This window comes from Mesorhizobium sp. 43Arga (assembly GCF_053714255.1).
This window is the reverse complement of record NZ_JBSKBO010000009.1, coordinates 69918-95598: the sequence shown is the minus strand read 5'-3', so window position 1 is coordinate 95598 and position 25681 is coordinate 69918. Positions and strand designations below refer to the sequence as shown.

25 protein-coding genes are annotated in these 25681 nt (G+C 63.8%); 11 read left to right on the top strand and 14 right to left on the bottom strand.

Features of this window, described 5'->3' with window-relative positions; translation table 11 throughout:
• Nucleotides 1–95: 95 nt before the first annotated feature.
• From ACWGS8_RS26790 to hisS, 5 genes are all read right to left on the bottom strand, one after another.
• On the bottom strand, nucleotides 96–1199 hold the full coding sequence (locus ACWGS8_RS26790) for a calcium:proton antiporter (protein ID WP_454583736.1): 1104 nt from the start codon (nucleotides 1197–1199) through the stop codon (nucleotides 96–98).
• 69 nt (nucleotides 1200–1268) lie between these two features.
• Nucleotides 1269–3041 carry an AMP-binding protein gene (locus ACWGS8_RS26785; protein WP_454583735.1) on the bottom strand — a complete coding sequence of 591 codons (1773 nt, stop codon included), beginning with the start codon at nucleotides 3039–3041 and terminating at the stop codon, nucleotides 1269–1271.
• 101 nt (nucleotides 3042–3142) lie between these two features.
• Entirely contained in the window at nucleotides 3143–3841 is a 699-nt protein-coding gene (hisG, locus tag ACWGS8_RS26780; protein WP_454583734.1) for an ATP phosphoribosyltransferase, read from the bottom strand.
• Nucleotides 3838–4959, bottom strand: a complete 1122-nt coding sequence (locus ACWGS8_RS26775) for an ATP phosphoribosyltransferase regulatory subunit (protein ID WP_454583733.1) — start codon at nucleotides 4957–4959, stop codon at nucleotides 3838–3840. Before ACWGS8_RS26775 ends, hisG begins: the two co-directional genes overlap by 4 nt.
• A gap of 11 nt (nucleotides 4960–4970) precedes the next feature.
• Entirely contained in the window at nucleotides 4971–6467 is a 1497-nt protein-coding gene (hisS, locus tag ACWGS8_RS26770; RefSeq protein WP_454583732.1) for a histidine--tRNA ligase, read from the bottom strand.
• A 251-nt stretch (nucleotides 6468–6718) separates the two neighbouring features.
• Between hisS and ACWGS8_RS26765 the strand changes: the two genes are divergently transcribed.
• Both ACWGS8_RS26765 and ACWGS8_RS26760 read left to right on the top strand, forming a co-directional pair.
• A complete protein-coding gene (locus ACWGS8_RS26765; protein ID WP_454583912.1) occupies nucleotides 6719–6970 on the top strand; it encodes a hypothetical protein in 252 nt (83 codons plus the stop codon).
• A 47-nt stretch (nucleotides 6971–7017) separates the two neighbouring features.
• Nucleotides 7018–7407: a hypothetical protein gene (locus ACWGS8_RS26760; protein WP_454583731.1), complete on the top strand. Its 390-nt coding sequence runs from the start codon at nucleotides 7018–7020 to the stop codon at nucleotides 7405–7407.
• 174 nt (nucleotides 7408–7581) lie between these two features.
• On the opposite strand, the gene ACWGS8_RS26755 is transcribed toward ACWGS8_RS26760, so the two are convergent.
• Nucleotides 7582–8220, bottom strand: a complete 639-nt coding sequence (locus tag ACWGS8_RS26755; RefSeq protein ID WP_454583730.1) for a DNA-3-methyladenine glycosylase I — start codon at nucleotides 8218–8220, stop codon at nucleotides 7582–7584.
• Between the two features lie 213 nt (nucleotides 8221–8433).
• Between ACWGS8_RS26755 and ACWGS8_RS26750 the strand changes: the two genes are divergently transcribed.
• Both ACWGS8_RS26750 and ACWGS8_RS26745 read left to right on the top strand, forming a co-directional pair.
• Nucleotides 8434–9174, top strand: a complete 741-nt coding sequence (locus ACWGS8_RS26750; protein WP_454583729.1) for a L,D-transpeptidase — start codon at nucleotides 8434–8436, stop codon at nucleotides 9172–9174.
• Nucleotides 9175–9432: 258 nt separating this feature from the next.
• Entirely contained in the window at nucleotides 9433–10353 is a 921-nt protein-coding gene (locus ACWGS8_RS26745) for a bifunctional 5,10-methylenetetrahydrofolate dehydrogenase/5,10-methenyltetrahydrofolate cyclohydrolase (RefSeq protein ID WP_454583728.1), read from the top strand.
• Between the two features lie 10 nt (nucleotides 10354–10363).
• On the opposite strand, the gene glcF is transcribed toward ACWGS8_RS26745, so the two are convergent.
• The 4 genes from glcF to ACWGS8_RS26725 form a co-directional block, all read right to left on the bottom strand.
• A complete protein-coding gene (gene glcF, locus ACWGS8_RS26740) occupies nucleotides 10364–11689 on the bottom strand; it encodes a glycolate oxidase subunit GlcF (protein ID WP_454583727.1) in 1326 nt (441 codons plus the stop codon).
• A gap of 10 nt (nucleotides 11690–11699) precedes the next feature.
• Entirely contained in the window at nucleotides 11700–12905 is a 1206-nt protein-coding gene (locus tag ACWGS8_RS26735) for an FAD-binding protein (protein ID WP_454583726.1), read from the bottom strand.
• 224 nt (nucleotides 12906–13129) lie between these two features.
• Entirely contained in the window at nucleotides 13130–14626 is a 1497-nt protein-coding gene (locus tag ACWGS8_RS26730; RefSeq protein ID WP_454583725.1) for an FAD-linked oxidase C-terminal domain-containing protein, read from the bottom strand.
• Nucleotides 14627–14751: 125 nt separating this feature from the next.
• Nucleotides 14752–16074 carry a DUF3422 family protein gene (locus ACWGS8_RS26725; protein WP_454583724.1) on the bottom strand — a complete coding sequence of 441 codons (1323 nt, stop codon included), beginning with the start codon at nucleotides 16072–16074 and terminating at the stop codon, nucleotides 14752–14754.
• A gap of 209 nt (nucleotides 16075–16283) precedes the next feature.
• On the opposite strand from ACWGS8_RS26725, the gene ACWGS8_RS26720 reads away from it, so the two are divergent.
• The 3 genes from ACWGS8_RS26720 to ACWGS8_RS26710 are packed head-to-tail and all read left to right on the top strand — an operon-like array spanning nucleotide 16284 to nucleotide 19053.
• On the top strand, nucleotides 16284–17087 hold the full coding sequence (locus ACWGS8_RS26720; protein WP_454583723.1) for an FCD domain-containing protein: 804 nt from the start codon (nucleotides 16284–16286) through the stop codon (nucleotides 17085–17087).
• Between the two features lie 24 nt (nucleotides 17088–17111).
• Nucleotides 17112–18248, top strand: a complete 1137-nt coding sequence (locus tag ACWGS8_RS26715) for an alpha-hydroxy acid oxidase (RefSeq protein ID WP_454583722.1) — start codon at nucleotides 17112–17114, stop codon at nucleotides 18246–18248.
• 37 nt (nucleotides 18249–18285) lie between these two features.
• Nucleotides 18286–19053 (top strand): metallophosphoesterase family protein, encoded by a 768-nt coding sequence (locus ACWGS8_RS26710; RefSeq protein ID WP_454583721.1) that lies wholly within the window; start codon nucleotides 18286–18288, stop codon nucleotides 19051–19053.
• A gap of 45 nt (nucleotides 19054–19098) precedes the next feature.
• On the opposite strand, the gene ACWGS8_RS26705 is transcribed toward ACWGS8_RS26710, so the two are convergent.
• A complete protein-coding gene (locus ACWGS8_RS26705) occupies nucleotides 19099–19230 on the bottom strand; it encodes a hypothetical protein (RefSeq protein ID WP_257784452.1) in 132 nt (43 codons plus the stop codon).
• A 386-nt stretch (nucleotides 19231–19616) separates the two neighbouring features.
• On the bottom strand, nucleotides 19617–20315 hold the full coding sequence (locus ACWGS8_RS26700; protein ID WP_454583911.1) for a type 1 glutamine amidotransferase: 699 nt from the start codon (nucleotides 20313–20315) through the stop codon (nucleotides 19617–19619).
• Nucleotides 20316–20402: 87 nt separating this feature from the next.
• Here ACWGS8_RS26700 and ACWGS8_RS26695 point away from each other — a divergent pair, with 87 nt between their 5' ends.
• Nucleotides 20403–21038, top strand: coding sequence for a hypothetical protein (locus ACWGS8_RS26695; RefSeq protein ID WP_454583720.1), 636 nt, complete (start codon nucleotides 20403–20405; stop codon nucleotides 21036–21038).
• Nucleotides 21039–21047: 9 nt separating this feature from the next.
• Here ACWGS8_RS26695 and ACWGS8_RS26690 read toward each other — a convergent pair whose 3' ends face one another.
• Entirely contained in the window at nucleotides 21048–21443 is a 396-nt protein-coding gene (locus tag ACWGS8_RS26690) for a GFA family protein (protein ID WP_454583719.1), read from the bottom strand.
• A gap of 149 nt (nucleotides 21444–21592) precedes the next feature.
• Here ACWGS8_RS26690 and ACWGS8_RS26685 point away from each other — a divergent pair, with 149 nt between their 5' ends.
• The 3 genes from ACWGS8_RS26685 (at nucleotide 21593) to ACWGS8_RS26675 (ending at nucleotide 24990) form a co-directional block, all read left to right on the top strand.
• Nucleotides 21593–22327, top strand: coding sequence for a 16S rRNA (uracil(1498)-N(3))-methyltransferase (locus ACWGS8_RS26685; protein WP_454583910.1), 735 nt, complete (start codon nucleotides 21593–21595; stop codon nucleotides 22325–22327).
• Between the two features lie 201 nt (nucleotides 22328–22528).
• On the top strand, nucleotides 22529–23902 hold the full coding sequence (locus ACWGS8_RS26680; RefSeq protein WP_454583718.1) for a glutamate--cysteine ligase: 1374 nt from the start codon (nucleotides 22529–22531) through the stop codon (nucleotides 23900–23902).
• An 89-nt stretch (nucleotides 23903–23991) separates the two neighbouring features.
• A complete protein-coding gene (locus ACWGS8_RS26675; protein WP_454583717.1) occupies nucleotides 23992–24990 on the top strand; it encodes a DUF937 domain-containing protein in 999 nt (332 codons plus the stop codon).
• A gap of 171 nt (nucleotides 24991–25161) precedes the next feature.
• On the opposite strand, the gene ACWGS8_RS26670 is transcribed toward ACWGS8_RS26675, so the two are convergent.
• Complete coding sequence (locus ACWGS8_RS26670; RefSeq protein WP_019860034.1) at nucleotides 25162–25452, bottom strand: DUF1127 domain-containing protein; 291 nt, start codon at nucleotides 25450–25452, stop codon at nucleotides 25162–25164.
• Nucleotides 25453–25681: the final 229 nt, after the last annotated feature.

Here is a 25681-nt window from a genome sequence, read left to right as displayed (position 1 = left end):
CGGATGATTGCTCTCCCGATAACCCGGTCGACAACGGCTTCCTGATCAGCGGATGCGTCATCCCCGCATCTGATCGCTCACTTGCACAAGAGATTTCACGGTACAAATATCAGAAATACATAAGTAAAAAACACTACAAGATGGACCATTCCGGTCAAGAACGTCGTTCTTTCCGTGCTGAAGCTTACATTGCATATGAAAAGCGCCAAGACCAAAAGGACCGCATCAGCTGCCGGCAGCCCCAGGGTCAGTCCTCTCCCCGTCAGCAGGCTGGCGGCTGCGACTCCCGGAATGGTCAGGCCGATCGTGGCGCAAGCCGAACCCATCGCGACATTCAAGCCGCGCTGCAGCTCGTTGTTGAGTGAAGCGCGCACCGCCGAAATGGCCTCCGGCATCAACACCAGCCCCGCGATCATTGCCCCCACGATGCTGTCAGCCTGGGTCACCTGGTAGGCAACGAGCGTATCTTCGACGCTTGCCGCGACCTGTTCGGCGAGCATGACAATTCCGATCAGCCCGGCCATCAGCAGCAGAGCGCTGGCAGAGATGTTCTCGTGAGGGGCAGCGCGCGCCGAAACGTCGTGTGGTTGTCCCTGGATAAAGTCCTCCCGGTGCCGGACGGTCTGCGCGAACACGAAGCTTGCATAGAGCAGCACTGAAAGGACGCTGACGAAACCAAGTTGCGCCGCCGAAAACGTGCCAGGATCCGTGGCCTGGGTGTAGGTCGGCAGAATAAGCGTCATGACGGTCAGCGCGATCAGAACCGCCAGATAGGCACTGGTCCCTTGCCGCACGATGGCCTGCTTGCGATGACGCCAGCCGCCAAGCGCGAGACACATGCCGACAACGCCGGTGGATGTGATCATCACCGTCGAGAAAACGGACTCGCGGGCAAGCGTGGGGTTGTTCTCTCCATGCAGCATCATGGAAACAATGATCGACACTTCGATTGCCGTGACGGCAAAGGTCAGCACCAGCGTGCCGTACGGCTCCCCTACCCGCCGAGCCACCACCTCGGCGTGGTCGAGCACCACGAAAACAGTGACGAACATGATCGCAGTCGACAGCGCACCGACAAGGATCCTGGCGTTCAGCGAACCCTGGTCCACCGACAGCCCACTGGCTCTGACCGCGACAGCCATCGCCAGCGCAGCGAGGGGCATCGCATAGGAAGTCACCGATCGTCCGAAACCGCTCATCCAAGCCCCTGTGCGCTTCTGCGAACCTTGGCTGCATTCGCGCACCGACAGATCGAAGCGTTCACCCGCTCACGCCGTCTTCTGCGTCACCAGTCCCAGTTCTTCCACCATCGCCTGACGCATCAGGAATTTTTGCGGCTTGCCGGTCACCGTCATCGGCAATTCGGTGCGGAAGCGGATGTGGCGCGGGATCTTGTAGTGGGCGATCTGGCCGGCGCAGAAGGTTTTGATCTCCTGCTCGGTGGCGATCTGGCCGGGCTTGAGCACGATCCAGGCACACAGTTCCTCGCCGTACTTTTGGTCGGGAATGCCGAACACCTGCACCTCCCTGACCTTGGGATGGCGGTAGAGGAATTCCTCGACCTCTCTGGGATAGACGTTCTCGCCGCCACGGATGACCATGTCCTTGACCCGGCCGACGATGTTGCAATAGCCCTCGGCGTCGATGGTGGCGAGGTCGCCGGTGTGCATCCAGCCATCGGCATCGATCGCCTCGCGGGTCTTTTCGGCGTCGTCCCAATAGCCCTTCATCACGGAATAGCCGCGCGTGCAGAGTTCACCCGGAGCGCCCACCGCGACCGTGGCGCCATCGGCATCGATGGCCTTGACCTCGACATGGGGGTGGATGCGCCCGACGGTCGAGACGCGTTTTTCCAGCGGGTCATCGACGCCGCTCTGGAAGGAGACCGGACTGGTCTCGGTCATGCCGTAGGCGATGGTCACCTCGGACATATGCATCAGCGATACCACCTTCTTCATCACCTCGATCGGGCATGGCGATCCGGCCATGATACCGGTGCGCAGGCTGGAGAGGTCGAAGGTCGCGAAATCCGCATGGTCGAGCATGCCGACGAACATGGTCGGCACGCCGTAGAGGCCGGTGCAGCGTTCCTGCGCCACCGCCTTCAGCGTCATGGCGGGTTCGAAGCCCTCGCCCGGAAACACCATGGTCGCGCCCTTGGTGACGCAACCCATCGTGCCCATCGACATGCCGAAGCAATGATAGAGCGGCACCGGGATGCAGAGCCGGTCGTCGACGGTGAGCTTGATCGCCGAGGTGACGAAATTGCCGTTGTTGACGATGTTGTGGTGCGTCAGCGTCGCGCCCTTGGGCGCGCCCGTCGTGCCCGAGGTGAACTGGATATTGATGGCATCGCCGGGCTTCAGCCCCTCGGAAATGCGGTCGAGACTGTCATGCTCGTCGCGGCCGGCCATGGCCAGCACGTCGGCGAAATTGAACATGCCTGGCGAATTGTCCTCGCCCATGCGGATGACGATCTTGAGGGCCGGCAATTTTTGCGCCTTCAGCTTGCCCGGCGTAGCCTTGGCGATCTCCGGCGCCAGCGTCTCGAGCATGCCGAGATAGTCCGAGGTCTTGAAACTGGCGGCCGTGACCAAAGCCTTGCAGCCGACCTTGTTCAGCGCATATTCCAGCTCCGTCAGCCGGTAGGCCGGGTTGATGTTGACCAGGATCAGTCCAATGCGGGCGGTGGCGAACTGCGTGACCAGCCATTCCCAGCGGTTGGGCGACCAAATGCCGACGCGATCGCCTTTCTCGAGACCCAGCGCCAGGAAGCCGGCAGCCAGCGCATCCACCGTGTCCGACAGTTCGCTCCAGGTGAAGCGCTTGTCCTGGCCGACGAAGATGGCGGCATCTTGCGTGGCGTATTTGCTGGCCGTGTCGGAGAAAAGCGCCGGAATGGTCTTGTCGAGCAGCGGCACCTTGCGCTCGCCCGAGACATGCGCCCTGCCGTCGAGGGGTGCGATAAAGACGCTACCGGCGCGTGCAGCGCGGCCGCGCAGATTGGTGGCGTTCTTCAGCTCGTCGAGATTGACCGGCATCGCTGTTTCCTCCCCAGGCCGCGCCGAGTCTATCAGCCCGGCGGGGCAGTGGAAATCCTGTCGATGGCCGTGAAGTTCCGGTCCCTCGGAGGGCGGGATGGCTATCCGACCGCCGCCGCCATCTTCTTGACGATGTCGCGCAAGACCACTTCGTCAGCCACCGAACGCGATCTGCGCGATGCCACCAGACAGGCCTGTGACTTCAAAACCACGCCGTCACCCAGCACCTTGAGATGATTGGCGCGCAACGTCGAGCCGGTGGTGGTGATGTCGACGATGACGTCGGCCAGTCCAGCCGCCGGCGCGCCTTCGGTGGCACCGAGGCTTTCGACGATGCGATAGACCTGGATGCCGTGTTTTTGCGAAAAGAACTGCTGCGTCAGCCGCCAGTATTTGGTGGCGATGCGCAGCCGCCGGCCGTGGCGCTGGCGGAAATCGGCGGCAACGTCGTCGAGATCGGCCATAGTGTCGACATCGAGCCAGATTTCGGGCACCGCCGCCACGACATCGGCATGGCCGAAGCCGAGGCGGGCGACGATCTCGGCGCGGGCTTCCCAGTCGGCGAGATTTTCCCGCACCAGATCCTCGCCGGTGATGCCGAGATCGACGGCGCCCTGACCGATCTCGCCTGCAATCTCGGAAGCCGACAGGAAAGCGACCTCGACATTGTCCAGGCCCTCGACACGGGCATGATATTTGCGCTCGTCGCCGGGCAGGCTGATGGCAAGACCGGCTTTGGCTAGCACGTCCAGCGCCTGTTCCTTGAGCCGGCCCTTCGATGGGATCGCCAGCGTGATCATGGTGCCGTCTCCCGCAATGCCTCGATACGGTCGAGCCAGACGGAAAAGCCGACGCCGGGGATCGCCGTTTTGGCGCCAAGCAGCGTCAGCAACCGGTCGTAACGACCGCCACCAGCCAGGGGACGCTCGCCGCCTTGCGCAGCGATTTCAAAGACCACACCAGTGTAATAATCGAGCGGACGGCCGAAGGCGGCATCGTAGCGGATTTTTTCCGCCGGCAAGCCATGCGCCTCGATGGCCTTGGCACGGGCGGCGAATTTTTCCAGCGCGGCACCCAGCGACAGCCCGGCACCGGCGGCAAAGGTCTCCAACGCCTGCGCCGCGCCATCGAGCGGCACGTCGATCGCCAGAAAATTCTTCAGCGCGGCGAAGGCCTCGTTGGACAACCGCACGCTGCGCAATTCGGCTTTCTCGATCAGCCGCCGCGCAATGTCTGTGGGCGAACGCCCGGCCGATGCCGACAGGCCGGCTTCCTCCATGCCGCCGGCAATGTGTGCCGAAAGACCTTCGAGATCCCCGTCGAGGACAAGGGCAGCGACCTCGCCGGAGAGCTGGCCGTTGCGCGGCGGGTTGGCGAGGTCGGCGAGTGCCGCCTGCAGCATTGGCGCCGAGCCGAAGGCTCGGGCCAGCCGCATGCGCCAGCCGCGCGGCAGGCCGAGTGCGGCCAGCACCGCTTCGAAGATGCCCTGGTCGCCCAGTGTGACCGCCAGCGACCGGCCGGGCAGCACCAGCGACAACAGCGCATGCGCGTCGGCCACGGAGCGGGCGTCGGCCTCGGCGGTGTCGCGGTCACCGAGATCCTCGATGCCGGCCTGGAAGAACTCGTTGCCGCCTTCGCGGCGCTGGCGAAACACTTCGCCGAGATAGGAATAACGGCGCGGCGTGCCGGCCTGCGAGCTTATGTGGTCAAGGCAGACCGGAATGGTGAATTCCGGCCGCAGGCACAATGTCTGCCCGGTCTCGCTTTCGGTGAGGAAGATGCGGCGGCGCAAATCCTCGCCGGCCATGTCGAGGAACGGGTCCGCCGGCTGCAGGATGGCGACCTCGACCGCGTGGGTGTTGCGCGTGGCGAAGAGGCTGGTGATGTCGGCTGCGATGGCGGGGAAGCGGGAGGTCACTGGCCGCGCTCTTACTTCGCGCGGTCTGCGGCCTGCGCCGCCAGGATCTTCTTCACCTCTGCGACCAACTCACTTTCCGCAACCGTCACCTGCGCCGGGCGCGCGGCGCGCCATTCGGCGTTGTCGGTGATTTCGGCCGACATGCGCGCGCCTTCAATCAGGTCCTTGATCTGCAGCTCGCCCTTGGCGCGCTCGTCGCCACCCTGGATGATTGCGACCGGGCAGCCGCGCCGGTCGGCATACTTCAGCTGCGCCTTCATGCCGGCGCTGCCGAGATACATTTCGGAACGAATGCCGGCGGCACGCAACTCGCTCACCATCTTCTGGTAGCGGCCGAGGCTTTCGGTGTCCTTATCCATCACCAAGACCACGACTGGCGCGATCACGTCGGCGCTGTCGAGCTTGCCGAGGTTCTTCAGCGCAGTCATTAGCCGCGACACGCCGATCGAAAAGCCGGTCGCCGGCACCGGCTCGCCACGGAAGCGCGAGACCAGGCCGTCATAGCGCCCGCCGCCGCCGACCGAGCCGAAGCGCACGATCTGGCCATCCTCGTTGGGGATTTCGGCCAGCAGTTCGGCTTCAAAGACGGGGCCGGTGTAGTATTCGAGGCCGCGCACCACCGAGCGGTCCATGGCGATGCGGTCTTCGCCATATCCCGCCGCCCTGACCAGGGCTTCGATGGTCGCGAGTTCGCCGACGCCTTCTTGATAGGTCGCGTTGGAATTGACCACGGAATCCTGGCCGGCCTGCGCATTTCTCGCTGTTGCCTGAAGAACTGCCTCGGCTTGCCCGTTGTTCAAGCCGGCCCCCTTGGCGAAATCGCCTTCGCCTTCCTTGCCGCCATCCCAGCGCCCCGGGCCAAGCAGAAGCTTCACGCCTTCCGGCCCGAGCTTGTCCAGCTTGTCGATGGCGCGCAGCACGGTCAGCCGGCGGCCGATGTTTTCCTCACCGCCAAGGCCGATCGCCTCCAGCACGCCGTCGAGCACCTTGCGGTTGTTGACGCGGATGACGTAGTCGCCGCGCTTGATGCCGAGCGCTTCCATGACGTCGGCCATCATCATCGCCATCTCGGCGTCGGCGGCGACGCCCGGCGTGCCGATCGTGTCGGCGTCGAACTGCATGAACTGGCGGAAGCGGCCGGGGCCTGGCTTCTCGTTGCGGAACACCCAGCCGGAGCGGTAGCTGCGATAAGGCTTGGGCAGGCGCTCATAGTTCTCGGCGACGAAACGCGCCGTCGGCGCGGTCAGGTCGTAGCGCAGCGACAGCCACTGCTCGTCATCGTCCTGGAAGGAGAACACGCCCTCGTTCGGCCGGTCCTGGTCAGGCAGGAATTTGCCCAGCGCATCGGTGTATTCGATCAGCGGCTGGTCGGCCGGTTCGAAACCATAGAGCTCATAGACCGAGCGGATCGTCGCCATCATCTTCTCGACGGCGCGGATGTCCTCGGCGCTGCGGTCGGCAAAACCGCGCGGCAGCCGCGCTTTCGTCTTTTCCGATTTGTCGGCCATGAGATGTTTGCCCAGTGTTTCGTGATGCTTGCAGGTCAACAATGTGCGATTTTCGCAACGCGCGTGTCCTAAACGATGAAGCCCAGAGCGGCAAGGGTGGGTGCCTCAGAGCTACTCGGGTCAAGAGAAGACAGAAGCGAACTCCTGTGAAACAGAAACGCACCAGTAATGAAACATTCCCGCCATGGGCGCGGCATCGTGCCGACACAATCGGGGCCGATATAACGCGTCGAAACGAAGGGGTTCGGGACATCTCCAGCGCAGTGAAATTCCATGCCAACAGCGATGCCGGCGAATTGCCGGCGCGCCTGCGCCCGGCCGTCACCCCTGCGCCGAAACTGGTTGGCCAGGTTGCCGGACCGTTCGATGCGCAAGCCGACACCGGCAAGGGGCCTTCCCTGCGCGACGCATTGGTGACCGGTCTGCTGGTGATCTATCCCACGGTAGCTACAGTGGCTGCGATCGTCGCCGGGCTGTTCCTGGCCAGCGTCAACGGCACCTGAACTGCCTGCTTCGTCGAGTTCCATATTTACTGATCGAGGGATTGAGCATGCGACTGGGTTACGCATACGCGCTTGGCTGCGCATTTGTACTCGGGGTGGCCAACCCGGCCGGCGCCGCGGGCTGCAAGCCCGGCGATGCGGGCCTTGCCGGCCATTACTATCTGCGCGGCGTCATGGAGGTCGGTTCCGAACTGTTGCTTCGGAAAGACGGCAGCTTCGAGTTCATGCTCGCCTACGGCGCCAACGACCAGTACGGCAAGGGCTGCTGGGTGAAGAAGGGATCGACCGTCGAGGTCATTCCGGCCGGCCGCAGTTCGGCATCGACGCACCACACGCCGGACGACAGCGGCTTCAGCGGCCTGGTGCTGACCATCTCCGGTCGCAGCCTGGTGTGGGACATCAACGGCAGCGGGCACAAGGGACGGTTTGAGAGGTAGGCGCTCCGCTCTTCCTTCTCCCCTTGCGGGAGAAGGTGGATCGGCGCGCCAGCGCCGAGACGGCTGAGGAGTGTTCCAGCGAAGTGAGACGTCGGCGTTCCCTGGAACACCCCTCATCCGACCGAGCTTCGCTCGGCCACCTTCTCCCACAAGGGGAGAAGGGAAAACGGAGTCCTACGTCGGCCGCTTGAAAGCCTTGCGTTCCCTCTCGACCTGCTTGCGGCAGACACAGCCTTCGAGATGGTCGTTGACCAGGCCCATGGCCTGCATGAAGGCATAGACCGTGGTTGGCCCGACGAAACTCCAGCCGCGCTTCTTCAACTCCTTCGATATCCGCACCGAGACCGCTGTCGTCGGGTTGGCGCGCAAATGGGCGAGGTCGACCGTTTCGGGCCGCTCCGCCTTGCCGGGTTCGAACTTCCAGAACCAGGCGGCGAGCGATCCGAACTCGTCGACCATTTCGCGGGCGCGTTTGGCGTTGTTGATGGTCGAGACGATCTTGCCGCGATGGCGGATGATGCCGGCATTGCCAAGCAGGCGTTCGACGTCCTTGTCGGTGAAGGCGGCGACCTTGTCGAAATCGAAGCCGGCGAAGGCCTCGCGAAAATTCTCGCGTTTGCGCAGGATGGTCAGCCACGACAGGCCCGACTGAAAACCTTCGAGACAGATCTTTTCGAAAAGCCTGCGGTCGTCGGCCACCGGCCGGCCCCATTCATGATCATGGTAGTGCAGATAGTCGGGCAGATTGCCGTGCCAGAAGCAGCGCGCGACCCCGTCGGGACCGGCAAGCAGGCCGGTGTTTTCATTGCTCATTGCGAAAAATCCATCCGTTAACGCGCTCTTGCGCTGCCTTTACCGTGGCTTTACCAGATTCCTGAACCCGGCGGTAACCACACCAAAAGGTTTACTGACAGAACCGCATTTTACGCATTCCGATTCATGTTTCGGTTGCTGCTTGCGCGCCAATGATCGCCGAACCGGGGAGCGTTTCCACCCGGTGTATCAGACGATCTAAGGTGCGTTCCGATGAAGAGAGTTGTGTTTTCCGTGCTCGGCGCCGTGGCTGTGTTTGCCGGCGTCACACCCTCGGCCGCTGGCGACCGCTATGCCGACAGGCCGCCGGTGATGGTGAGCCCCGACCTTTCCGCCCCCTGGGTGCTGCAGCTCGGCAATGCGCCCGGCATCGTGCGCCAGAACCGCCAAGTCGTGCAGCAGCAGCGCCTGCGCTACGCGCAACCGGCGCAGCCCGACCGCGTGCAGACGGCCGCCGTGCAGGCGCCGGCCAAACGCATGGTCATGCGCCCGCAGATCAATCCGATCTACCTGCCGCAGGAAGTCGCCTATGACGGGCCGCAGAAGCCGGGCACCATCGTCATCGATACGACGCAGAATTTCCTCTATCTGGTCGAGAAGAACGGCAAGGCAAGGCGCTACGGCGTCGGCACCGGCAAGCCCGGTTTCGAATGGTCGGGCACGCACAAGATCACCAACAAGCGCGAGTGGCCGGACTGGCGCCCGCCGGCGCAGATGATCAAGCGAGAAGCCGCCAAGGGCCGCTACCTGCCGACCTATCTGGCCGGCGGCATGGAGAACCCGCTCGGCGCACGCGCGCTCTATATCGGCACGACAGAATATCGCATCCACGGCACCAACCAGCCATGGACGATCGGCGGCGCGGTGTCGTCGGGCTGCATCCGCATGCGCAACGAGGACGTGGTCGACCTCTACGAGCGGGTCAATGTCGGAACCACGGTCGAGGTGATATAACAGCTGCAGCGAATCACTTTATCAGGAAGCACATCATTTCCTGGAAGGAATAACGGGGGACGGGCCGTATGGGGATGCGGTCGGTCAGGAAGGGCAGCACGGGAAACCGCGCTGCCCTTCTTTTTTGATCGGCGTCCCGTGCCTGCGACAAAGCCCGCGTCGTTGCGTCGCGCCGAAGGCATGGCGCTTCGCTTTCATGCTGCCATTTTCGGCGGTCTTTTGCTATGTCGGCGCCAACGCAAGAAAAGAGTCCCATTCATGTCCCTGTCCGACGACAGCCGCTATCTCAAGGGCGGCCCGGTTGCCCAGCGCATCATCGCCGCCGTGCGCGAGGATGCGGCGATTGCCAAGGCCGAGGGTTTTCCGCCCAAGCTGATCTCGATCACCGTCGGCGATACCGATGCCGTGGATGTCTATGTGCGCAACCAGCGCGCCAAGGCGCAGCTTGCCGGCATCGATTTCGAGGAACGGCGTTTTCCCGCCACCATCACGTCAGGTGAACTGGAAGCGGCCATTCACGGGCTGAACGCCGATCCCCGCGTCACCGGCATCATCATCCAGCGGCCGGTGCCCGCGCATATTTCGGTCAAGACGTTGCAGGCGGCGGTGCATCCGCTCAAGGATGTCGAAGGCATGCACCCGGCCTCGATCGGCAACATCGTCTACAACCAGCTTGATCTGGCGCCCTGCACGGCAGCTGCCTCCGTCGAACTGCTCAAGGAAACCGGCCTCGACCTCAAGGGGCTGGAAGTGGTCGTCGTCGGTCATTCGGAAATCGTCGGTAAGCCGATCGCGTTCCTGCTGATGAGTGAAGGCGCGACGGTCACGGTTTGCCACCACATGACGCGCTCCGTCGCAGCGCATGCGCGCCGCGCTGACGCGTTGTTCGTCGCGGTGGGCAAGCCGCGGCTGATCAAGGCCGATATGGTCAAGCCTGGAGCTGCCGTCATCGATATCGGCATCAACTCCGAGATCGGACCCGATGGGACGAGCCGCATCGTCGGCGACGTCGACACCGACAGTGTGAAAGACGTGGCCTCCTGGATCACGCCGGTGCCAGGCGGCGTCGGTCCGATCACGGTGGCGATCCTGCTGCGCAACACGATGGTGGCGCTCAGCCGCCAGCGCGCGCTCTACGAGGCAACCTACGGAACGGCGGACCGGCTCGCGGCGGAATAAGCACCGATCCCTACTCCGCGGCGATCAGGCTCTCGTCGCGAACGCCATCCGGCTTCGGCCCGCCATAGGCCCAATCGAGCAGCTTGATGGTGTGCACAATGGGCATGCTGGCGGCCGACGCGATCTGCGTGATGCAGCCGATATTGCCGGTGGCGACGATCGAGGCTCCCGTCGCCTCGATGTTTTTCACCTTGCGGTCACGCAGCCTGGCCGAAATCTCGGACTGCAGGATGTTGTAGGTTCCGGCCGAGCCGCAGCACAGATGGCCCTCGCGCGGTTCACGCACGATGAAGCCGGCCTTGGCCAGCAGTTCCTTCGGCTGGCGGATGATCTTCTGGCCGTGCTGCATCGAACAGGCTGAATGATAGGCGACGACCGTGCCCGGCTTGCGCACCGGCTCGGGCAACTCGAGGCTTGCCAGATATTCGGTGATGTCCTTTGCCAGCGCCGAGACGCGCGCGGCCTTGTCGGCATAGACCGGATCGAGGCGCAGCATGAAGCCATAATCCTTTATCGTCGTGCCGCAACCGGACGCGGTGATGATGATGGCATCGAGCCCGCCCTGGTCGATGGCGCGTGTCCAGGCATCGACATTTTGTCTCGCCGAGGCAAGTGCTGCCTCTTCTCGCCCCATATGATGGACCAATGCGCCGCAGCAGCCCTCGCCCGGCGGCACCACGACCTCGACGCCGAGGCGCGTCAGCAGCGAAATCGTCGTGTGGTTTATGGCGGGATCAAGCACCGATTGCGCGCAGCCGGTGAGGATGGCGACGCGGCCCTTTTTGGCCCCCTGCCCGGCATGAACGCGCGGCGAGGCCATCGGCGAGGCTGCCGGGATCGAGGCCGGCGCGAGCTTGAGCATCGCGCCAAGCGGTTTTAGCGCCGGGATCTTCTCGAACAGGCCGATGAAGGGCTTGCCGAGTTTCGCCAGTTTGAGCGCGTTGCGAAAACGCTTGGGATAGGGCAGCACGAAGGCCAGCATGGCGCGGGTCAGGCGGTCGAGCAGCGGCCTGTTATAGGTCGCCTGGATGTGGGCACGGGCGTGATCGACCAGGTGCATATAGTTCACGCCCGAGGGGCATGTGGTCATGCAGGCAAGGCACGACAGGCAGCGGTCGATATGGGTGACGATCTCCTTGTCGGCCGGACGGCCGTTCTCCAGCATGTCCTTGATCAGATAGATGCGCCCGCGCGGCGAATCGAGCTCGTTGCCGAGCGTCACATAGGTCGGGCAGGTAGCAGTGCAGAAGCCGCAATGCACGCATTTGCGCAGGATCTTTTCCGATTCCGCGACATGCGGGTCGGCGAGTTGGGCGGATGAGAAATTCGTCTGCATCGCTGAGGTCCTAGGCCATGCGGCCGGGATTGAGGATGTTCTTCGGGTCGAATTCCTGCCTCAGCCGGCGGCTGAGCGCGGCCAGTGCCGGCGGCTGCGGCTCGAACACCGGCAGCGCGGCGCGATGGGCGGGGGCGGCGCGCACCAGCGTCGCATGGCCGCCGCCATGTTTGCGCAACAGCCCGCGCAGCAGGGCGGCTTCCGGATCGCCCTCTTCCATACGCAACCACACCAGCCCGCCCTGCCAGTCATAGAAGGCGCTGACGGCCGCCTGCATGCGCAGGGTCAGAACCATCTGATACGCGTGAAACGGTGCCATCGACACGCGCCAGACCGGTTTCTCGCTGCCGTCCGCGAAAGGCCTGATATCGCGTACATCGCGCCAGATCCGCTGCGAGGCCTCGCCGGCAATCTCCTCCAATGGCCCGGCCTTGCCGAGCAACGTCTTCAGCGCGGCGATGCGATAGGCGACGGACGGGCCAAAGCCCTCGACCCTGAGCAGCGTGGCGGCTTCACTGCCGATCGCGCCGCCGGCAACGCGCGCCGCAATGCGCTCCGGCAGATGGGCAGCGCTCGACACTTCGGCATTGGACCCGAGGCCCAGCGCCATGGCGCTTCCCGCGGCGTCGTCAAGCAGGCCACGGAGCGCGAGCGTCACCTCGGTCTCGGCGGCCGGAAGCACCTTGAAGGTGACGTCGGTGAAAACGGCCAGCGTGCCCCAGCTGTTGGCCATCAGCTTCGACATGTCATAGCCGGTGACGTTCTTGACCACGCGCCCGCCCGACTTGAAGGCTTCGCCCCGGCCGGACACGACGTTGATGCCGAGGATATGATCGCGCGCCGCACCGGCCTTCAGCCGGCGCGGACCGGACAGGTTCGCGGCGAGCACGCCGCCAATCGTGCCTCTGCCCGGCTCGCCGCCGAGCAGCGGGCCATAGTCCATCGGCTCGAAGGCCAGCTGCTGGCCGTTTTCCGCCAGCAGTTTCTCGATCTCGGCCAAAGGCGTGCCGGCCTTCGCCGACAGCACCAGTTCGGCGGGCTCATAGAGGGTCACGCCGGTGAGTTTCGACAAATCGACCGTGTGCTCCGTCTGCAGCGGCCGGCCAATGCCGCGCTTGGAACCATGGCCAAGGATTTCGAGCGGCGTCTCTTCCCCCACCGCCCAGGCGACGGTGGACAGCACTTCGGCTGAGGTGGTTGGGGTGAAGCTGGTCATGGAGCTGTCGCACCCTTGGCGAATGCAAAGACGTTGCGTTCCTTCGCGCCCCCTTCTGTCCTGCCGGACATCTGCCCCTCAGAGGGGGAGATCGGACGTCGCGTCGGGCTCTGCCAATCTCCAACCGTGATGAAAGCGCGAGGCGCGCAAGCTGCCAATCTCCCCGCTTGAGGGGGAGATGTCCGGCAGGACAGAGGGGGGTGTTCATACGCCGACATATCCCCTCAAAACCTCGGAATGTCCGGGAATGCCACCTGCCCTCGGTGCACATGCATGCGCCCGAGCTCGGCGCAGCGGCGCAGTTGCGGGAAGACTTTTCCCGGGTTGAGCAGGTGGTTGGGGTCGAAGGCGCATTTGACGCGCATCTGTTGGTCGAGGTCGACCTGGCTGAACATTTCCGGCATCAGGTCACGCTTCTCGACCCCGACGCCATGTTCGCCCGTCAGCACGCCGCCGACCTTGACGCAGAGGCGCAATATGTCGGCGCCGAAACTTTCGGCCTTGTCGAGCTCGCCGGGAACATTGGCATCGTAGAGGATCAGCGGATGCAAATTGCCGTCGCCGGCGTGAAAGACATTGGCGACGCCGAGGCCGTATTTTTCCGACAACTCGCGCATGCCGGCGAGCACGCGCGGCAGTTCCTTGCGGGGAATGGTGCCGTCCATGCAGTAGTAGTCGGGCGAGATGCGGCCGACCGCCGGGAAGGCCGCCTTGCGGCCGGCCCAGAAGCTCAGCCGCTCCTGCTCGGATTGCGAGATGCGGCAGGTGGTCGAGCCGTTGCCTATGGCGATTGCCTCGACCGCGGTGATGAGGTGATCGACCTCGACGCCCGGCCCGTCGAGCTCGACGATCAGCAGCGCCTCGACATCGAGGGGATAGCCGGCATGGACGAAATCCTCCGCCGCATGGATCGCCGGCCGGTCCATCATTTCCATGCCGCCGGGGATGATGCCGGCGCCGATAATGTCGGCGACGCACTGGCCGCCCTGCTCGCTGGTCGGAAAGCCGATCAGCAGCGCGCGTGCCGTTTCCGGCTTCTTCAATATGCGGACCGTGACCTCGGTGACGACGCCGAGCAGCCCTTCCGAGCCAGTCATGATGCCAAGCAGGTCGTAGCCTTCGGCATCGAGATGGCTGCCGCCGAGCCGCACCACCTCGCCATTCATCAGCACCATCTCGATGCCGAGCACATTGTTGGCGGTGAGGCCGTATTTCAGGCAGTGCACGCCGCCTGAATTCTCGGCGACATTGCCGCCGATCGAGCAGGCGATCTGGGAGGATGGATCGGGGGCGTAATAGAAGCCCTCCTGCTCGACGGCGGTGGTGATACCGAGATTTGTGACGCCCGGCTGGGCGACGACGATGCGATTTGGAAAGTCGATCGCCAGGATGCGGTTGAAGCGGCTCATCACCAGAAGCACCGCGTCTTCCAGCGGCAGCGCACCGCCCGACAGCGAGGTGCCGGATCCGCGCGGCACGACGCGGATGTTGCGGTCATTGCAGTATTTCAGCACGCGGGAGACCTGCGCCACGGTCTCGGGCAGAACGACGACCAGAGGCAATTGCCGATAGGCAGTCAGGCCATCGCTCTCGAAGGCGCGCATGGCATTGGCCGCGTCGACCACGCCCTCGCCCGGCACGATGATGCGCATGTCGGCGACGATCTCGTCGCGCCGGCGCATCGTGGCGTCGTCTGGTTTCGGCATGGCCAGGCCGGACATTAGCAGCCTCGTTTTGCTTGACTGGTCAAAATCTTTTACCAGTGAAGCGCGCTGCTTGCAAATGCCGCGGTGATGGGAGGCTCCCGCGTCAGGCCGGGACAGGCTTCCGCAGCGGCAATCTGCCGCTATTCGCCCGGGTGCTTCGCCGGCTCGGAATGCATCCGGCGCACGCGGCGCACACCCCACCAGACCAGCAGGATGGCGACGGGCACCGAGGCGGCGGTGACGACTTCGGGCGCGAAAGCATGGCCGAAGATCGAGGCGCCCTTGGCGACATAGCCGATGAGGCCGACGACGTAGTAGGAGACGGCGGCGACCGAGAGGCCTTCGACAGTCTGCTGCAAGCGCAATTGCAGCCGCGCGCGGTTGTTCATCGAGGCGAGCAGGTCGCGGTTCTGCTTCTCGACCTCGACATCGACCCAGGTGCGCAGCAGCGTCGTGGCGCGGGTCAGTTTGCGCGACAGATTGGCTTGCCGCTCCTCGACGGAGCGGCAGGTGCGCATGGCAGGCGCAACGCGGCGCTGCAGGAACCCGCCCCAGGTGTCATAGCCGGGCACGGCCTCTTCCTCGAGCGCTTCAAGCCGCTCGACGACGATGCCGTCATAGGCGCGGCTGGCGCCAAAGCGGTAGAGGCTGGACGCTGCGTCGGCCTCCAGTTCGGCGGCAAGTTCGGTCAGGTCGGCGAGCAAAGTCTGACTGTCACGGGTCTCGGCGACCTTCATTTCCAGCGTGGTCTGCGCCAGCCTGTCCTCGATGCGGCGCGCGCGGCCGGACAAAGTCAGCGCCAGCGGCAGGCCGAGCATGGCGAGCGTCCGGTAGGTTTCGATGTCGATCAGCCGCTGCGACAGCGCCCCGGTACGCGCCGGCGTCAGGCCGCGATCAAGCACCAATATGCGGGTCATGCCGTCGCCATCCTGGCGGAAATCCGTGACGATGGCCGCATTGCCGCGCTCGACCAGCGAGTAGCACAGGCTGGTGGGGTCGAAAGCCGCGATCAGCCGCTCGCTCGTCTGCGTCCATTTGCGGATCTCCAGCCGAATGCCCGAAATGACGGTGCCCGGCGGCGAAAAGCCGTTGCCGAAGGGCGTATCCTCCTGCGCCCTGCCGCTTTCGGAAAGCGGGCCTTCCCACAGATAGGTCGAGAACTCAGTATGCCGCTCCCAGCGCAGCGAGCCCTTGCCCCATTTCATGGCGTGATGGCGGGCCTGGCGGTCGGGCGCGGCGATGCCGAGGCGCCGCGACAGTTCGGAAAGCACGGCATGGTCGACACTGGCTCCGCCCTCGGTCATGAAGGCGAGTTGCACCAGGACGCGCGGCTTTTCGATCAGCGGATGCGGCCGGGCATGGACCTCGCCCAGCGCACCGGGCCGGCCCTCATGCGCGGGGAAACCCATGACGCTGCCCTTGGCGCGCGGCTGGAACTCGAGATTGGACGGGTCGTCTGACACGGCTTGTCCCCCGGGGTTCTCTAGACCCTCTTGCAGTCGCGTCCTCTAGAGCCAATAGGCTGACGACGCAAACAGCAAAGTTTAGCCGAAGATGATATTGCGCCGGGCGGCGAAACCGACACGCTTCGACCAATTGGATAAATAATTTGACCAGTTGGCGACGCAAGCTCTATCCTGCGCGACACCGGTTCAATTCCCAGGCACAGCTGTTGAGCGATATTTTTTCCAGGATCGAGCATTCACGCACCGCCGACGAGGTGGTGCAGCAGATCGAGAGCCTCATCCTGGAAGGCGTGCTGCGCACCGGCGACCGGCTGCCGGGCGAGCGCGAACTGGCACGCCAGTTCGACGTGTCGCGGCCGATCTTGCGCGACGCGCTGAAGGCGCTGGAAGGGCGCGGGCTGCTGACGACGAAGGCCGGCGGCGGCACGCATGTCGCCGACATTATCGGCCAGCTGTTCACCAAGCCGGTGGCGGACCTGATCTCGATGCATCGCAAGGCGGTGACCGATTATCTGGAATACCGCCGCGAGATCGAAGGCATAGCCGCCGAATACGCGGCACGGCGCGCCACCCCGGAAGACTTGGCGCTGCTCGACCGCATCATGGCGCGCATGGACGAGGCGCATCGCACCGGCGATTTCGACGACGAAGCCGAGATCGACGTCGAGTTCCATCAAGCGATCTGCGAATGCGCGCACAACATCCTGCTCTTGCACACGCTGCGCTCCTGCTACCGGCTTTTGTCGGAAGGCGTCTTCCAGAACCGGCTGCTGGTCTTTACCGTGCCCGGCGCGCGCGAGGCGCTGCTGGCGCAGCACAAGGCAATCCACGCCGCGGTCAAGGCCGGCGATCCCAACGCTGCCCGGCACGCGGCAATGGACCACATGACCTATGTCGAGCGGTCGATGGCCGAAGCCGAGCGCAGCGGCGACTGGCAACGCGTGTCGCGGCTGCGGCTGCGGCAGCGTTCGGAAGCCGGCGATACCGAACCGGCGCGCAGACGCACCTAGTAGTACGATCAAGCGGGAACCATCATGAGCGACATTCTCACCATCGCGGACCTCAAGTATCTCGCCCGCCGGCGCGTGCCCAAGATGTTCTTCGACTATGCCGATTCCGGCGCCTGGACCGAGAGCACCTATCGGGCCAACGAGGAGGACTTCCAGAAGATCAAGTTCCGCCAGCGCGTGCTGGTCGACATGAGCAACCGCTCGCTGGAATCGACCATGATCGGCCAGAAAGTGTCGATGCCGGTGGCACTGGCGCCCACCGGCCTGACCGGCATGCAGCACGCCGATGGCGAGATGCTGGCGGCGCAGGCGGCAGAGGAATTCGGCGTCCCTTTCACGCTATCGACGATGAGCATCTGCTCGATCGAGGATGTCGCCTCGGCGACGACGAAACCGTTCTGGTTCCAGCTCTATGTGCTGCGCGACAAGGATTTCGTGCTCGATTTGATCGATCGCGCCAAGGCGGCGAAATGCTCGGCGCTGGTGCTGACGCTCGATCTGCAGATCCTCGGCCAGCGCCACAAGGACGTGCGCAACGGGCTTTCGGCACCGCCCAAGATGACGCTGGCCAACATCATCGACCTGGCCAGCAAGCCGCGCTGGTGCCTGGGTATAGCCGGCACCAAGCGCCGCACCTTCCGCAACATCGTCGGCCACGCCAAAGGCGTCGGCGACGTCTCTTCGCTATCGTCCTGGACAAACGAGCAGTTCGATCCGCAGCTGTCGTGGAAAGATGTCGCCTGGATCAAGGAGCGCTGGGGCGGCAAGCTGATCCTGAAAGGCATCCTCGACAAGGAAGACGCGCTGATGGCGGCCAAGACCGGCGCCGACGCGATCGTGGTTTCCAACCATGGCGGGCGCCAGCTCGATGGCGCATCGTCCTCGATCATGGTGCTCGAAGAAATCGCGGACGCGGTCGGCGACAAGATCGAGGTGCATATGGATGGCGGCATCCGCTCCGGCCAGGACGTGCTAAAGGCGCTCTGCCTCGGCGCCAAGGGAACCTATATCGGCCGGCCGTTCCTTTACGGCCTCGGCGCGCTCGGCAAGGAAGGGGTTACCAAAGCGTTGGAAATCATCCGCAAGGAGATGGACATCACGCTGGCTCTGTGCGGAAAGCGTCTGGTCACCGACTTGGGCAAGGACCAGCTCCGGCGCTAGAGCCTGGTGACAGCCTGACCACGGAGACCACGAGGCGTTGGCGGAACCCGGCATTCATTTTCTCGACGCGCAAGGGCCGGAGGGTGTGCGCCTCTATGCAATCGGCGACGTGCATGGCCGGCTCGACCTGCTGGCCGCCATGCACCAGCGGATCGAGAGTGAGCTGGAGTGGAAACCGGTTCGCGACTGGCGGGTGATCCACCTCGGCGATTATGTCGATCGCGGTCCGGATTCCAGGGGCGTCATCGATTTCCTGATCGCGGCGCGGGAACGCGATCCGCGCCATGTGATGCTGGCCGGCAACCACGACATCGGCTTTCTCGATTTTCTCAGAACCCCTGAGCCGGAAGGGCTTTTCATGCGCTATGGCGGCGTCGAGACGGCGCTGTCCTACGGTGTGTCGCTCACCGCCGACGCCAGCTGGTTCGGCAAGATGGAGACGATGAGACGCGGACATCAGGCCCTGCTCGAGGCGATGCCGCCGGGCCATGTCGATTTCCTGCGCTCGCTGCCGTTCTCGCTTACGTTCGGCGACTTCTTCTTCTGCCATGCCGGCATCAGGCCGGGCATTCCGCTGGACAAGCAAAACCCGCAGGACCTGATCTGGATCCGCGACGTTTTCCACGATTACAACGGCCTGTTCCCAAAGATCGTGGTGCATGGCCACACACCCGTCCCCGAGGCCGAAGTGATGGCCAACCGCGTCAATGTCGACACGCTTGCCTGGCAGTCAGGCATGCTGACCGCCCTCGTCGTCGATGGGGCGGACAAACGCATCCTGGAAATGGCGATAAAGGGCGCTTGACCCCAGCCGCGTCGCAGGAATGCGTCGCGAGCGAGCCGGCTTTTTCTAGCGAAGCGAGGCGGTGACGCCGTAGCCGTCGACGGCGTTGTGGTTGTTGGCGGCATCGGCGGAATAGATGCCGAGACCGCACAGAACGATGGCGGACAACATGGCAAAGGACAGAAGAGCTGCTTTCACGGACGTCATCTCTTGTTGAGCTTCCTGCATTTGTGCACCAGGCGGTTACCAATGCGTTGAAACGGAGAATTCGCTTCAAAGTTTCGACGATTTCGCGCTTCTAAGCGCGTTCTGTATCGGAGGTGTGTCGCACGGGTCACACAAAAGGTTCATCCCGGTTGCACAGAAGATGCAGAGCGCGCGCCTTCTAGGATGGCGGTCTGACACAAGCCAAGGATGAAAGGGGTTTTCCCAGCCGGTTTCACGGCTGCGTGCCAATTATGTCACGCGAAGCGAGGGCAGACTCTTACAGCGTTTCACCGTTTCATGGAAACGGCGAACCGCTCTAACTCTTTGTTTTGACGCAATTCCCTAGGGAAAGCGCTCACACTTTTCCTGGAATTGCTTTAGATCGTGGCTACCCAGGCGCGGGCAATCGCGATACCGGCGGCATCGGCGTCGGGTCCGTTAACGGCCATTTCGCCATCGAGCCTGTCGGCCCAATCGGGATGCCGCGAAGCGATGGTCGACGCGAAGGAGGTACTCCAGTCCTTCACCATCGGCCGGTCAGCCTCGAAATGGAACTGGAAGCCATAGATGGCGCGACCGACGCGGAACGCCTGGTTTTCGGCGATATCGTTGCCGGCCAGCCGCACGGCGTTTTCCGGCAGCACGAACGTGTCGTCGTGCCACTGGAAGATCGGGAATCTTTCCGGCAGGGCGCTCAGCACCGGATCGGCCTTGGCGTCCGGCGTCAGCGACACGCCGCGCCAGCCGAACTCATTGGCGCCGCCGATGCGGTTCTCGCCGCCAAAGGCGCGGGCAAGAAGCTGGCTGCCAAGGCAGATGCCGAGCACGGCACGATCCTTGTCGGCGAAATCGCGGGTCAGTTCGAGCAGTGCCGGGAAATAAGGGTAGTCATCGTCCGCCAGCGCATTCTGGCCGCCACCGAGCACCACCATGGCGTCATGGTCAGCCGCGTCGTCCGGCAGGGGATCGCCCTTGTAGGGCAAGCGCAGATCGAGATCAGCGCCCGCTTCGGCAAGTGCCGCACCGACCTGGCCGAGGCCGGTATTGTCGTAGTTCTGGACCACCAGCACCCGCATCGCAAACCCTGCTGACATGAAAAAGATGCCACGAGCGATATCATGCCGCCCGCATTGCAGCCAAGATGCGTATCGCAGGAGAGAACTATGCCACTGCAGAACCGGGTCGATCCGTTCGGCGCCATCCAAGCCGTGCCCGAGCGCGGACTGTTCACCGGCAATCGCGGCATCATCCACGATCCCGCGACCAAGACGCTGCTAAGGAAACGCTGGGCGCTTCAGGCCTGGATCATCTGCGTGTGCCAATTCCGCAATGTGCGGCGCGAGCCGATGGGCAGAAACCGTCCTGGCGGCAAGCCCGGATGGACCGAGTTGTTCTTCCTGGACGAAGTGACGGCGCTGGCGGCGGGACATCGGCCCTGTTTCTTTTGCCAGCGCGAACGGGCCAAGGATTTTGTCGGCCGGTTCGGCGAAGCCTTCGGCATTGCCGAGCCGCGCGCGCCGATGGTCGACAAAAGCTTGCACAAGGAGCGGCTGGCTTCCGGCGGGCAGACAGTCAAGCTCGAGAACGCGTCGCTGGCGGCCCTACCGGACGGCACGATGATCGCGGCCGGCAACAGGTCCTACGCGCTGCGTGACGGTGCGGCCCGGCCCTGGAGTTTCGGCGGCTATGGGCCAGCGATCGGTCTCGATGCGCCCGAGCTTGCCGATCCGCTCATGATCACGCCGGCGACGACCGTGGCCGTGCTTGGTGCCGGATATCGTCCGGTCTGGGCGGACTGAGCAGCGGCGCTATTTCAAGTTCGATTGCGGCACCACCGGTACCGCCGGCAAGTCGTAATAGTCGCCCGCGGATTCCGGATACAACTGGCTTTCCATTCTCAGGCCGGTCTTACCGTCTATGGTCCCGGCCCAGACGGAAATGAACGGGCTGTCAAACCGGCGCCAGAACAGATTTCCACCACATACAGAACAGAACCCACGCTCGGCATGTTCTGACGATCTGAACCAGCGCAGCGTGTCGCCGGTGATGGTCGCCTGCTTTTGTTCAACCTGCGTGGCCGCTCCGAAATGGCCGGTTGCCTTTCTGCACTGATTGCAATGACAAGCAACAATCGGACGCGACTCACCGGTCAATTCATAGCTGACGGCGCCGCACAAACAGCCGCCTCGTGTAATCCTGTCCAACCACGCCTCCAGACCGCGTTATCCCGCATTCCAGACTGCGCGATGGAGCAACGGACCTGCATCGGTATTCCGACAGCGCCATGTCGTCTTTGCTGCACAGCTCGCATGCGTGGCTTGACGCCGGCGGTTGGCTCGCTCATTCCTCGGCGATGCGCGCCAACTACAAGATGCAACGTCTGTTCGTGCCTGACGGTCTCGGCCCAGATGCCGAGTTCGACGCCGACCAGCAGCAGAGCCATTATCTCATGCATGTGCTGCGGCTGGGCGAAGGCGCCGAGATCCTGCTGTTCAACGGCCGCGACGGCGAATGGTCGGCGGCCATTGTGGCGAGGTCGAAGAAAGCGGTCAGGCTCAAGGTCTTGGCATTGCAACGGCCGCAGCCGCCCCTCCCCGATCTCATCTATTGTTTCGCGCCGCTGAAGCAGGGCCGGCTCGACTATCTCGTGCAGAAGGCGGTCGAGATGGGCGCCGGCATCCTGCAGCCCGTTATCACGCAGCACACGCAAGTGGCCAAGCCTTCCATCGATCGGCTGCGCGCCAATGTCGTCGAGGCCGCCGAACAATGCGGCATCCTAGCGGTTCCGGAAGTGCGCGAGGCGGAAAAATTCGAACGCCTGCTGACCGGCTGGGACAAGGAGCGGCGGCTGGTCTTCTGCGACGAGGACGCCTCGACCAACAATCCGCTGCCTGCCTTGCAGGCCGTAAAGGAGAAGAAGCTCGCGCTGCTGGTCGGGCCGGAGGGCGGATTTTCCGATGACGAGCGCAAGATGCTGCGCGCCCTGCCCTTCGTGACCGCCATTCCGCTCGGTCCGCGCATCCTGCGCGCCGACACGGCGGCAGTGGCCGCACTTGCGGTGATGCAGGCAACCGTCGGAGACTGGTAGGGGGTCATGTCCTGCAAGAGGCCGCCCGGTTCGTGGCCTTCAATTCCTCTTGACCTGTGGCTCAGGATTTTTCGCTTGATCGGCTACTGACATTTCGTCCATTTACCGCCGGCGGTCACTCGACCGCACTTTGATTGGGCACATGATCCTTTCCGAAAATCGAAAGGTCGATTTTCGGGGTCATGTGCGGAGGGCTTGATCATGGCGCGCGACACAACCGATTTCCGGCCGATCGAAGGCGTCGACGAACTCGTCGACCACCTGGCCGAGGGCAACAAGCCGCGCGACAAATGGCGCATCGGTACCGAGCACGAGAAGTTCCCCTTCTATGTCGACGGCAACGCGCCCGTGCCCTATGGCGGCGAGCGCGGCATCCGCGCCATCCTCGAAGGCATGCAGTCGAAGCTCGGCTGGGACCCGATCATCGACGACGGCCGTATCATCGGCCTGGTCGAGCCGACGGGCCAGGGCGCGATTTCGCTGGAACCCGGCGGCCAGTTCGAGCTTTCCGGCGCGCCGCTGGAGACGATCCATCAGACCTGCCGCGAGGGCAATGCGCATCTGGCGCAGGTGCGCGAGATCGCCGAGCCGATGGGCATCCGCTTCCTCGGGCTCGGCGGCAGCCCGAAATGGTCGCTGGCCGAAACGCCGAAAATGCCGAAGTCTCGCTACGAGATCATGACCCGCTACATGCCCAAGGTCGGAACCAAGGGCCTCGACATGATGTACCGCACCTGCACGATCCAGGTGAACCTCGACTTCGAGAGCGAGGCCGACATGCGCCGCAAGATGCAGGTGTCTCTGAAGCTGCAGCCGCTGTCGACGGCGCTGTTCGCCAACTCGCCCTTCACCGAAAGCCGGCCAAACGGCCTGCAGAGCTGGCGCGGCGATATCTGGCGCGACACCGACAACCAGCGCTCGGGCCTGCTCGAATTCTGCTTCTCGCCGGATTTCGGTTTCGCCGACTATGTCGAATGGGCGCTCGACGTGCCGATGTATTTCGTCATCCGCGACGGCCACTATCACGACATGACGCACATCACCTTCCGCCAGTTCATGGCCGGCGCCGCGCGCAACGCAGTGCCCGACGGGCTGCCGACGATGGGCGACTGGGCGAACCACCTGTCGACGCTGTTCCCCGACGTGCGGCTGAAGCGTTTCCTTGAAATGCGTGGCGCCGATGGCGGCCCGTGGCGGCGCATCTGCGCGCTGCCGGCCTTCTGGGTCGGGCTGCTCTACGACGAGGCGGCACTCGATGCAGCCGAGGCGTTGACGGCGAGCTGGACCTACAAGGAAGTGCTGGCCATGCGCAACGCCGTGCCCGAACTCGGCATTGCCGCGCCCTTCCGCAACGCCACGCTACGCGAGATGGCGCGCGACGTTCTGGCCATTTCGCGCACCGGGCTGAAGAACCGCGGCAAGAAGAACCGCGACGGCTACGACGAAACCTCGTTCCTCAACACTTTGAACGAGGTGGTCGCGCGCGGCACGACCAGCGCCGAAGAAATGCTTTCTGCCTACCACACGCGCTGGGGCGGCTCGATCGAGCCGGTGTTCATGGAATACGCCTATTGAGCTGGCGTGTTAAAGAGCGGCAAAAGCCGCTTCAATCGAGCGTTGAAACGAATTAGGCTCCCTTCCGAGGAATTCAGGAGGAGAAGCCGATGCCTACCTTGTTCGACATGCTGGCACAGGCCCAGAACGGCAACGGCATGCAGGCGCTTGCCCAGCAATACGGGCTTTCTATGCAGCAGACACAAGCCGCGGTCGCCGCCCTGCTGCCGGCCTTTTCGCAGGGGTTGCAGCGCAACACCGCCGATCCTTACGGGCTCGGCGCCTTCATGACGGCGATGGCAAGCGGCCAGCACGCCAAATATTTCGAGGACGCGACCCGCGCCTTCTCGCCGCAAGGCGTCGATGAAGGCAACGGCATTCTGGGACACCTGTTCGGCTCGAAGGACCTGTCGCGCGCCGTCGCCAGCCAGGCGGCGCAGGCGAGCGGAGTCAGCCAGCAGATCCTGCAGCAGATGCTGCCTGCAATCGCCTCGATGGTGATGGGCGGGCTGTTCAAGCAAACGACAAATCAGATGCAGGCCGCCGGCGGTTTCGGCGGCGGCAACAATCCACTGGGCGAGATCATCGAGCAGATGATGCGGCAGGGCAGCGGCATGCAGGCGCCGGCGCCACAGCAGCGCCAGGCACCGCCGCCTCCGATGGACAACCCGCTCGGCAAGGTCTTGCAGGACATGTTCGGCGGCGGCACACCGCAGCCGCAGCCGGCACCCAATCCCTATGGCGACAATCCGTTGGGGAAGGTGCTGCAGGACATGTTCGGTGGTGGTACCCCGCAGCCGCAAGGCCGGGCGCAGCCGCAGCAGACGCAGAGCCCCTATGGCGACAATCCGCTGGGAAAAATCTTCGAGGACATGCTGCGGCAAGGCGGCGGGGGCGGATTTGGCGGCGGACAGTCGGCGCCGCAGCCGCAGGCACCGCAGCAGCGCCAGGCCCCGCAGCCCCAGACCAATCCGAGCGGCCGGCCAAGAAACCCGTTCGACGATCTGTTCGGCAAGATGTTCGAGACCGGCGCCCAGCACCGTGACGACTACCAGAAGGGCGTGGAAACGATCTTCGACCAGTTCAAGCGGGACATGGACCGGCGGTAGGCGCCAGACCTACGGCCCTTTCTGAGCAGGCTCGAAAAGAAAAGCCCGGTCCTTGGGAGGACCGGGCAACGTGCAGGCAGGCCGGCGGGGAACCGGCAGGGAGTGGGGAGCCTGCATAATCCTTGGTCGCGCTGAACCCTGACAAGGTTCAGCAGGACAGAAATCAGCCGATCAGGCCACCTTGCGGGCGATGTCCTCGATCGTTTCGACGCGATCGCTGGCGATTTCGCGCAGAATCGCCGTCGGGTCGCGGCCGAACGGCACGTCGATGGCGACATGCAGGTCGGCGCGCGTCAGGCCGATATCGGCGAGCTCGGCGTCCGACATCTCGCCAAGGCGGTAGAATGCGCGACGGTTTTTCCAGGCGCGGTAAAAATTGAAGACGGTATTGGCCACGCGCATCGCAACGGCCGGACGCGAGGTGATGCGCGAGGTCTCGGTGGCGAAATCGATCGTGGTCATGTCGGTCTCCTTCAGTCTCGAACGGACAAAGCCAAGCAGTCGGCGCTGGCGACAGCGGCCATTCCGGCTTCGATTCACTTTCAAAGATGCATGTCGTTGCCCCAAAACCGGCGTCCACTTTTGGGCGACATGCATTGGCTTCATGTGGATGTCAGCAATTTGCCATCGACCGATTGATTAATCCAACGAATGTTTTTAATCTTTACCATCAACACCAGTGATGGATCAC

Excerpts from the sequence above, each read along its gene's own strand:
- ACWGS8_RS26790 (WP_454583736.1), bottom strand. The coding sequence starts at position 1,199 with ATGAGCGGTTTCGGACGATCGGTGACTTCCTATGCGATGCCCCTCGCT.
- ACWGS8_RS26785 (WP_454583735.1), bottom strand. The coding sequence starts at position 3,041 with ATGCCGGTCAATCTCGACGAGCTGAAGAACGCCACCAATCTGCGCGGC.
- hisG (WP_454583734.1), bottom strand. The coding sequence starts at position 3,841 with ATGATCACGCTGGCGATCCCATCGAAGGGCCGGCTCAAGGAACAGGCG.
- hisS (WP_454583732.1), bottom strand. The coding sequence starts at position 6,467 with ATGGCCGACAAATCGGAAAAGACGAAAGCGCGGCTGCCGCGCGGTTTT.
- ACWGS8_RS26760 (WP_454583731.1), top strand. The coding sequence starts at position 7,018 with ATGCGACTGGGTTACGCATACGCGCTTGGCTGCGCATTTGTACTCGGG.
- ACWGS8_RS26755 (WP_454583730.1), bottom strand. The coding sequence starts at position 8,220 with ATGAGCAATGAAAACACCGGCCTGCTTGCCGGTCCCGACGGGGTCGCG.
- ACWGS8_RS26750 (WP_454583729.1), top strand. The coding sequence starts at position 8,434 with ATGAAGAGAGTTGTGTTTTCCGTGCTCGGCGCCGTGGCTGTGTTTGCC.
- ACWGS8_RS26745 (WP_454583728.1), top strand. The coding sequence starts at position 9,433 with ATGTCCCTGTCCGACGACAGCCGCTATCTCAAGGGCGGCCCGGTTGCC.
- glcF (WP_454583727.1), bottom strand. The coding sequence starts at position 11,689 with ATGCAGACGAATTTCTCATCCGCCCAACTCGCCGACCCGCATGTCGCG.
- ACWGS8_RS26735 (WP_454583726.1), bottom strand. The coding sequence starts at position 12,905 with ATGACCAGCTTCACCCCAACCACCTCAGCCGAAGTGCTGTCCACCGTC.
- ACWGS8_RS26730 (WP_454583725.1), bottom strand. The coding sequence starts at position 14,626 with ATGTCCGGCCTGGCCATGCCGAAACCAGACGACGCCACGATGCGCCGG.
- ACWGS8_RS26715 (WP_454583722.1), top strand. The coding sequence starts at position 17,112 with ATGAGCGACATTCTCACCATCGCGGACCTCAAGTATCTCGCCCGCCGG.
- ACWGS8_RS26700 (WP_454583911.1), bottom strand. The coding sequence starts at position 20,315 with ATGCGGGTGCTGGTGGTCCAGAACTACGACAATACCGGCCTCGGCCAG.
- ACWGS8_RS26695 (WP_454583720.1), top strand. The coding sequence starts at position 20,403 with ATGCCACTGCAGAACCGGGTCGATCCGTTCGGCGCCATCCAAGCCGTG.
- ACWGS8_RS26685 (WP_454583910.1), top strand. The coding sequence starts at position 21,593 with ATGCGCGCCAACTACAAGATGCAACGTCTGTTCGTGCCTGACGGTCTC.
- ACWGS8_RS26680 (WP_454583718.1), top strand. The coding sequence starts at position 22,529 with ATGGCGCGCGACACAACCGATTTCCGGCCGATCGAAGGCGTCGACGAA.
- ACWGS8_RS26675 (WP_454583717.1), top strand. The coding sequence starts at position 23,992 with ATGCCTACCTTGTTCGACATGCTGGCACAGGCCCAGAACGGCAACGGC.
- ACWGS8_RS26670 (WP_019860034.1), bottom strand. The coding sequence starts at position 25,452 with ATGACCACGATCGATTTCGCCACCGAGACCTCGCGCATCACCTCGCGT.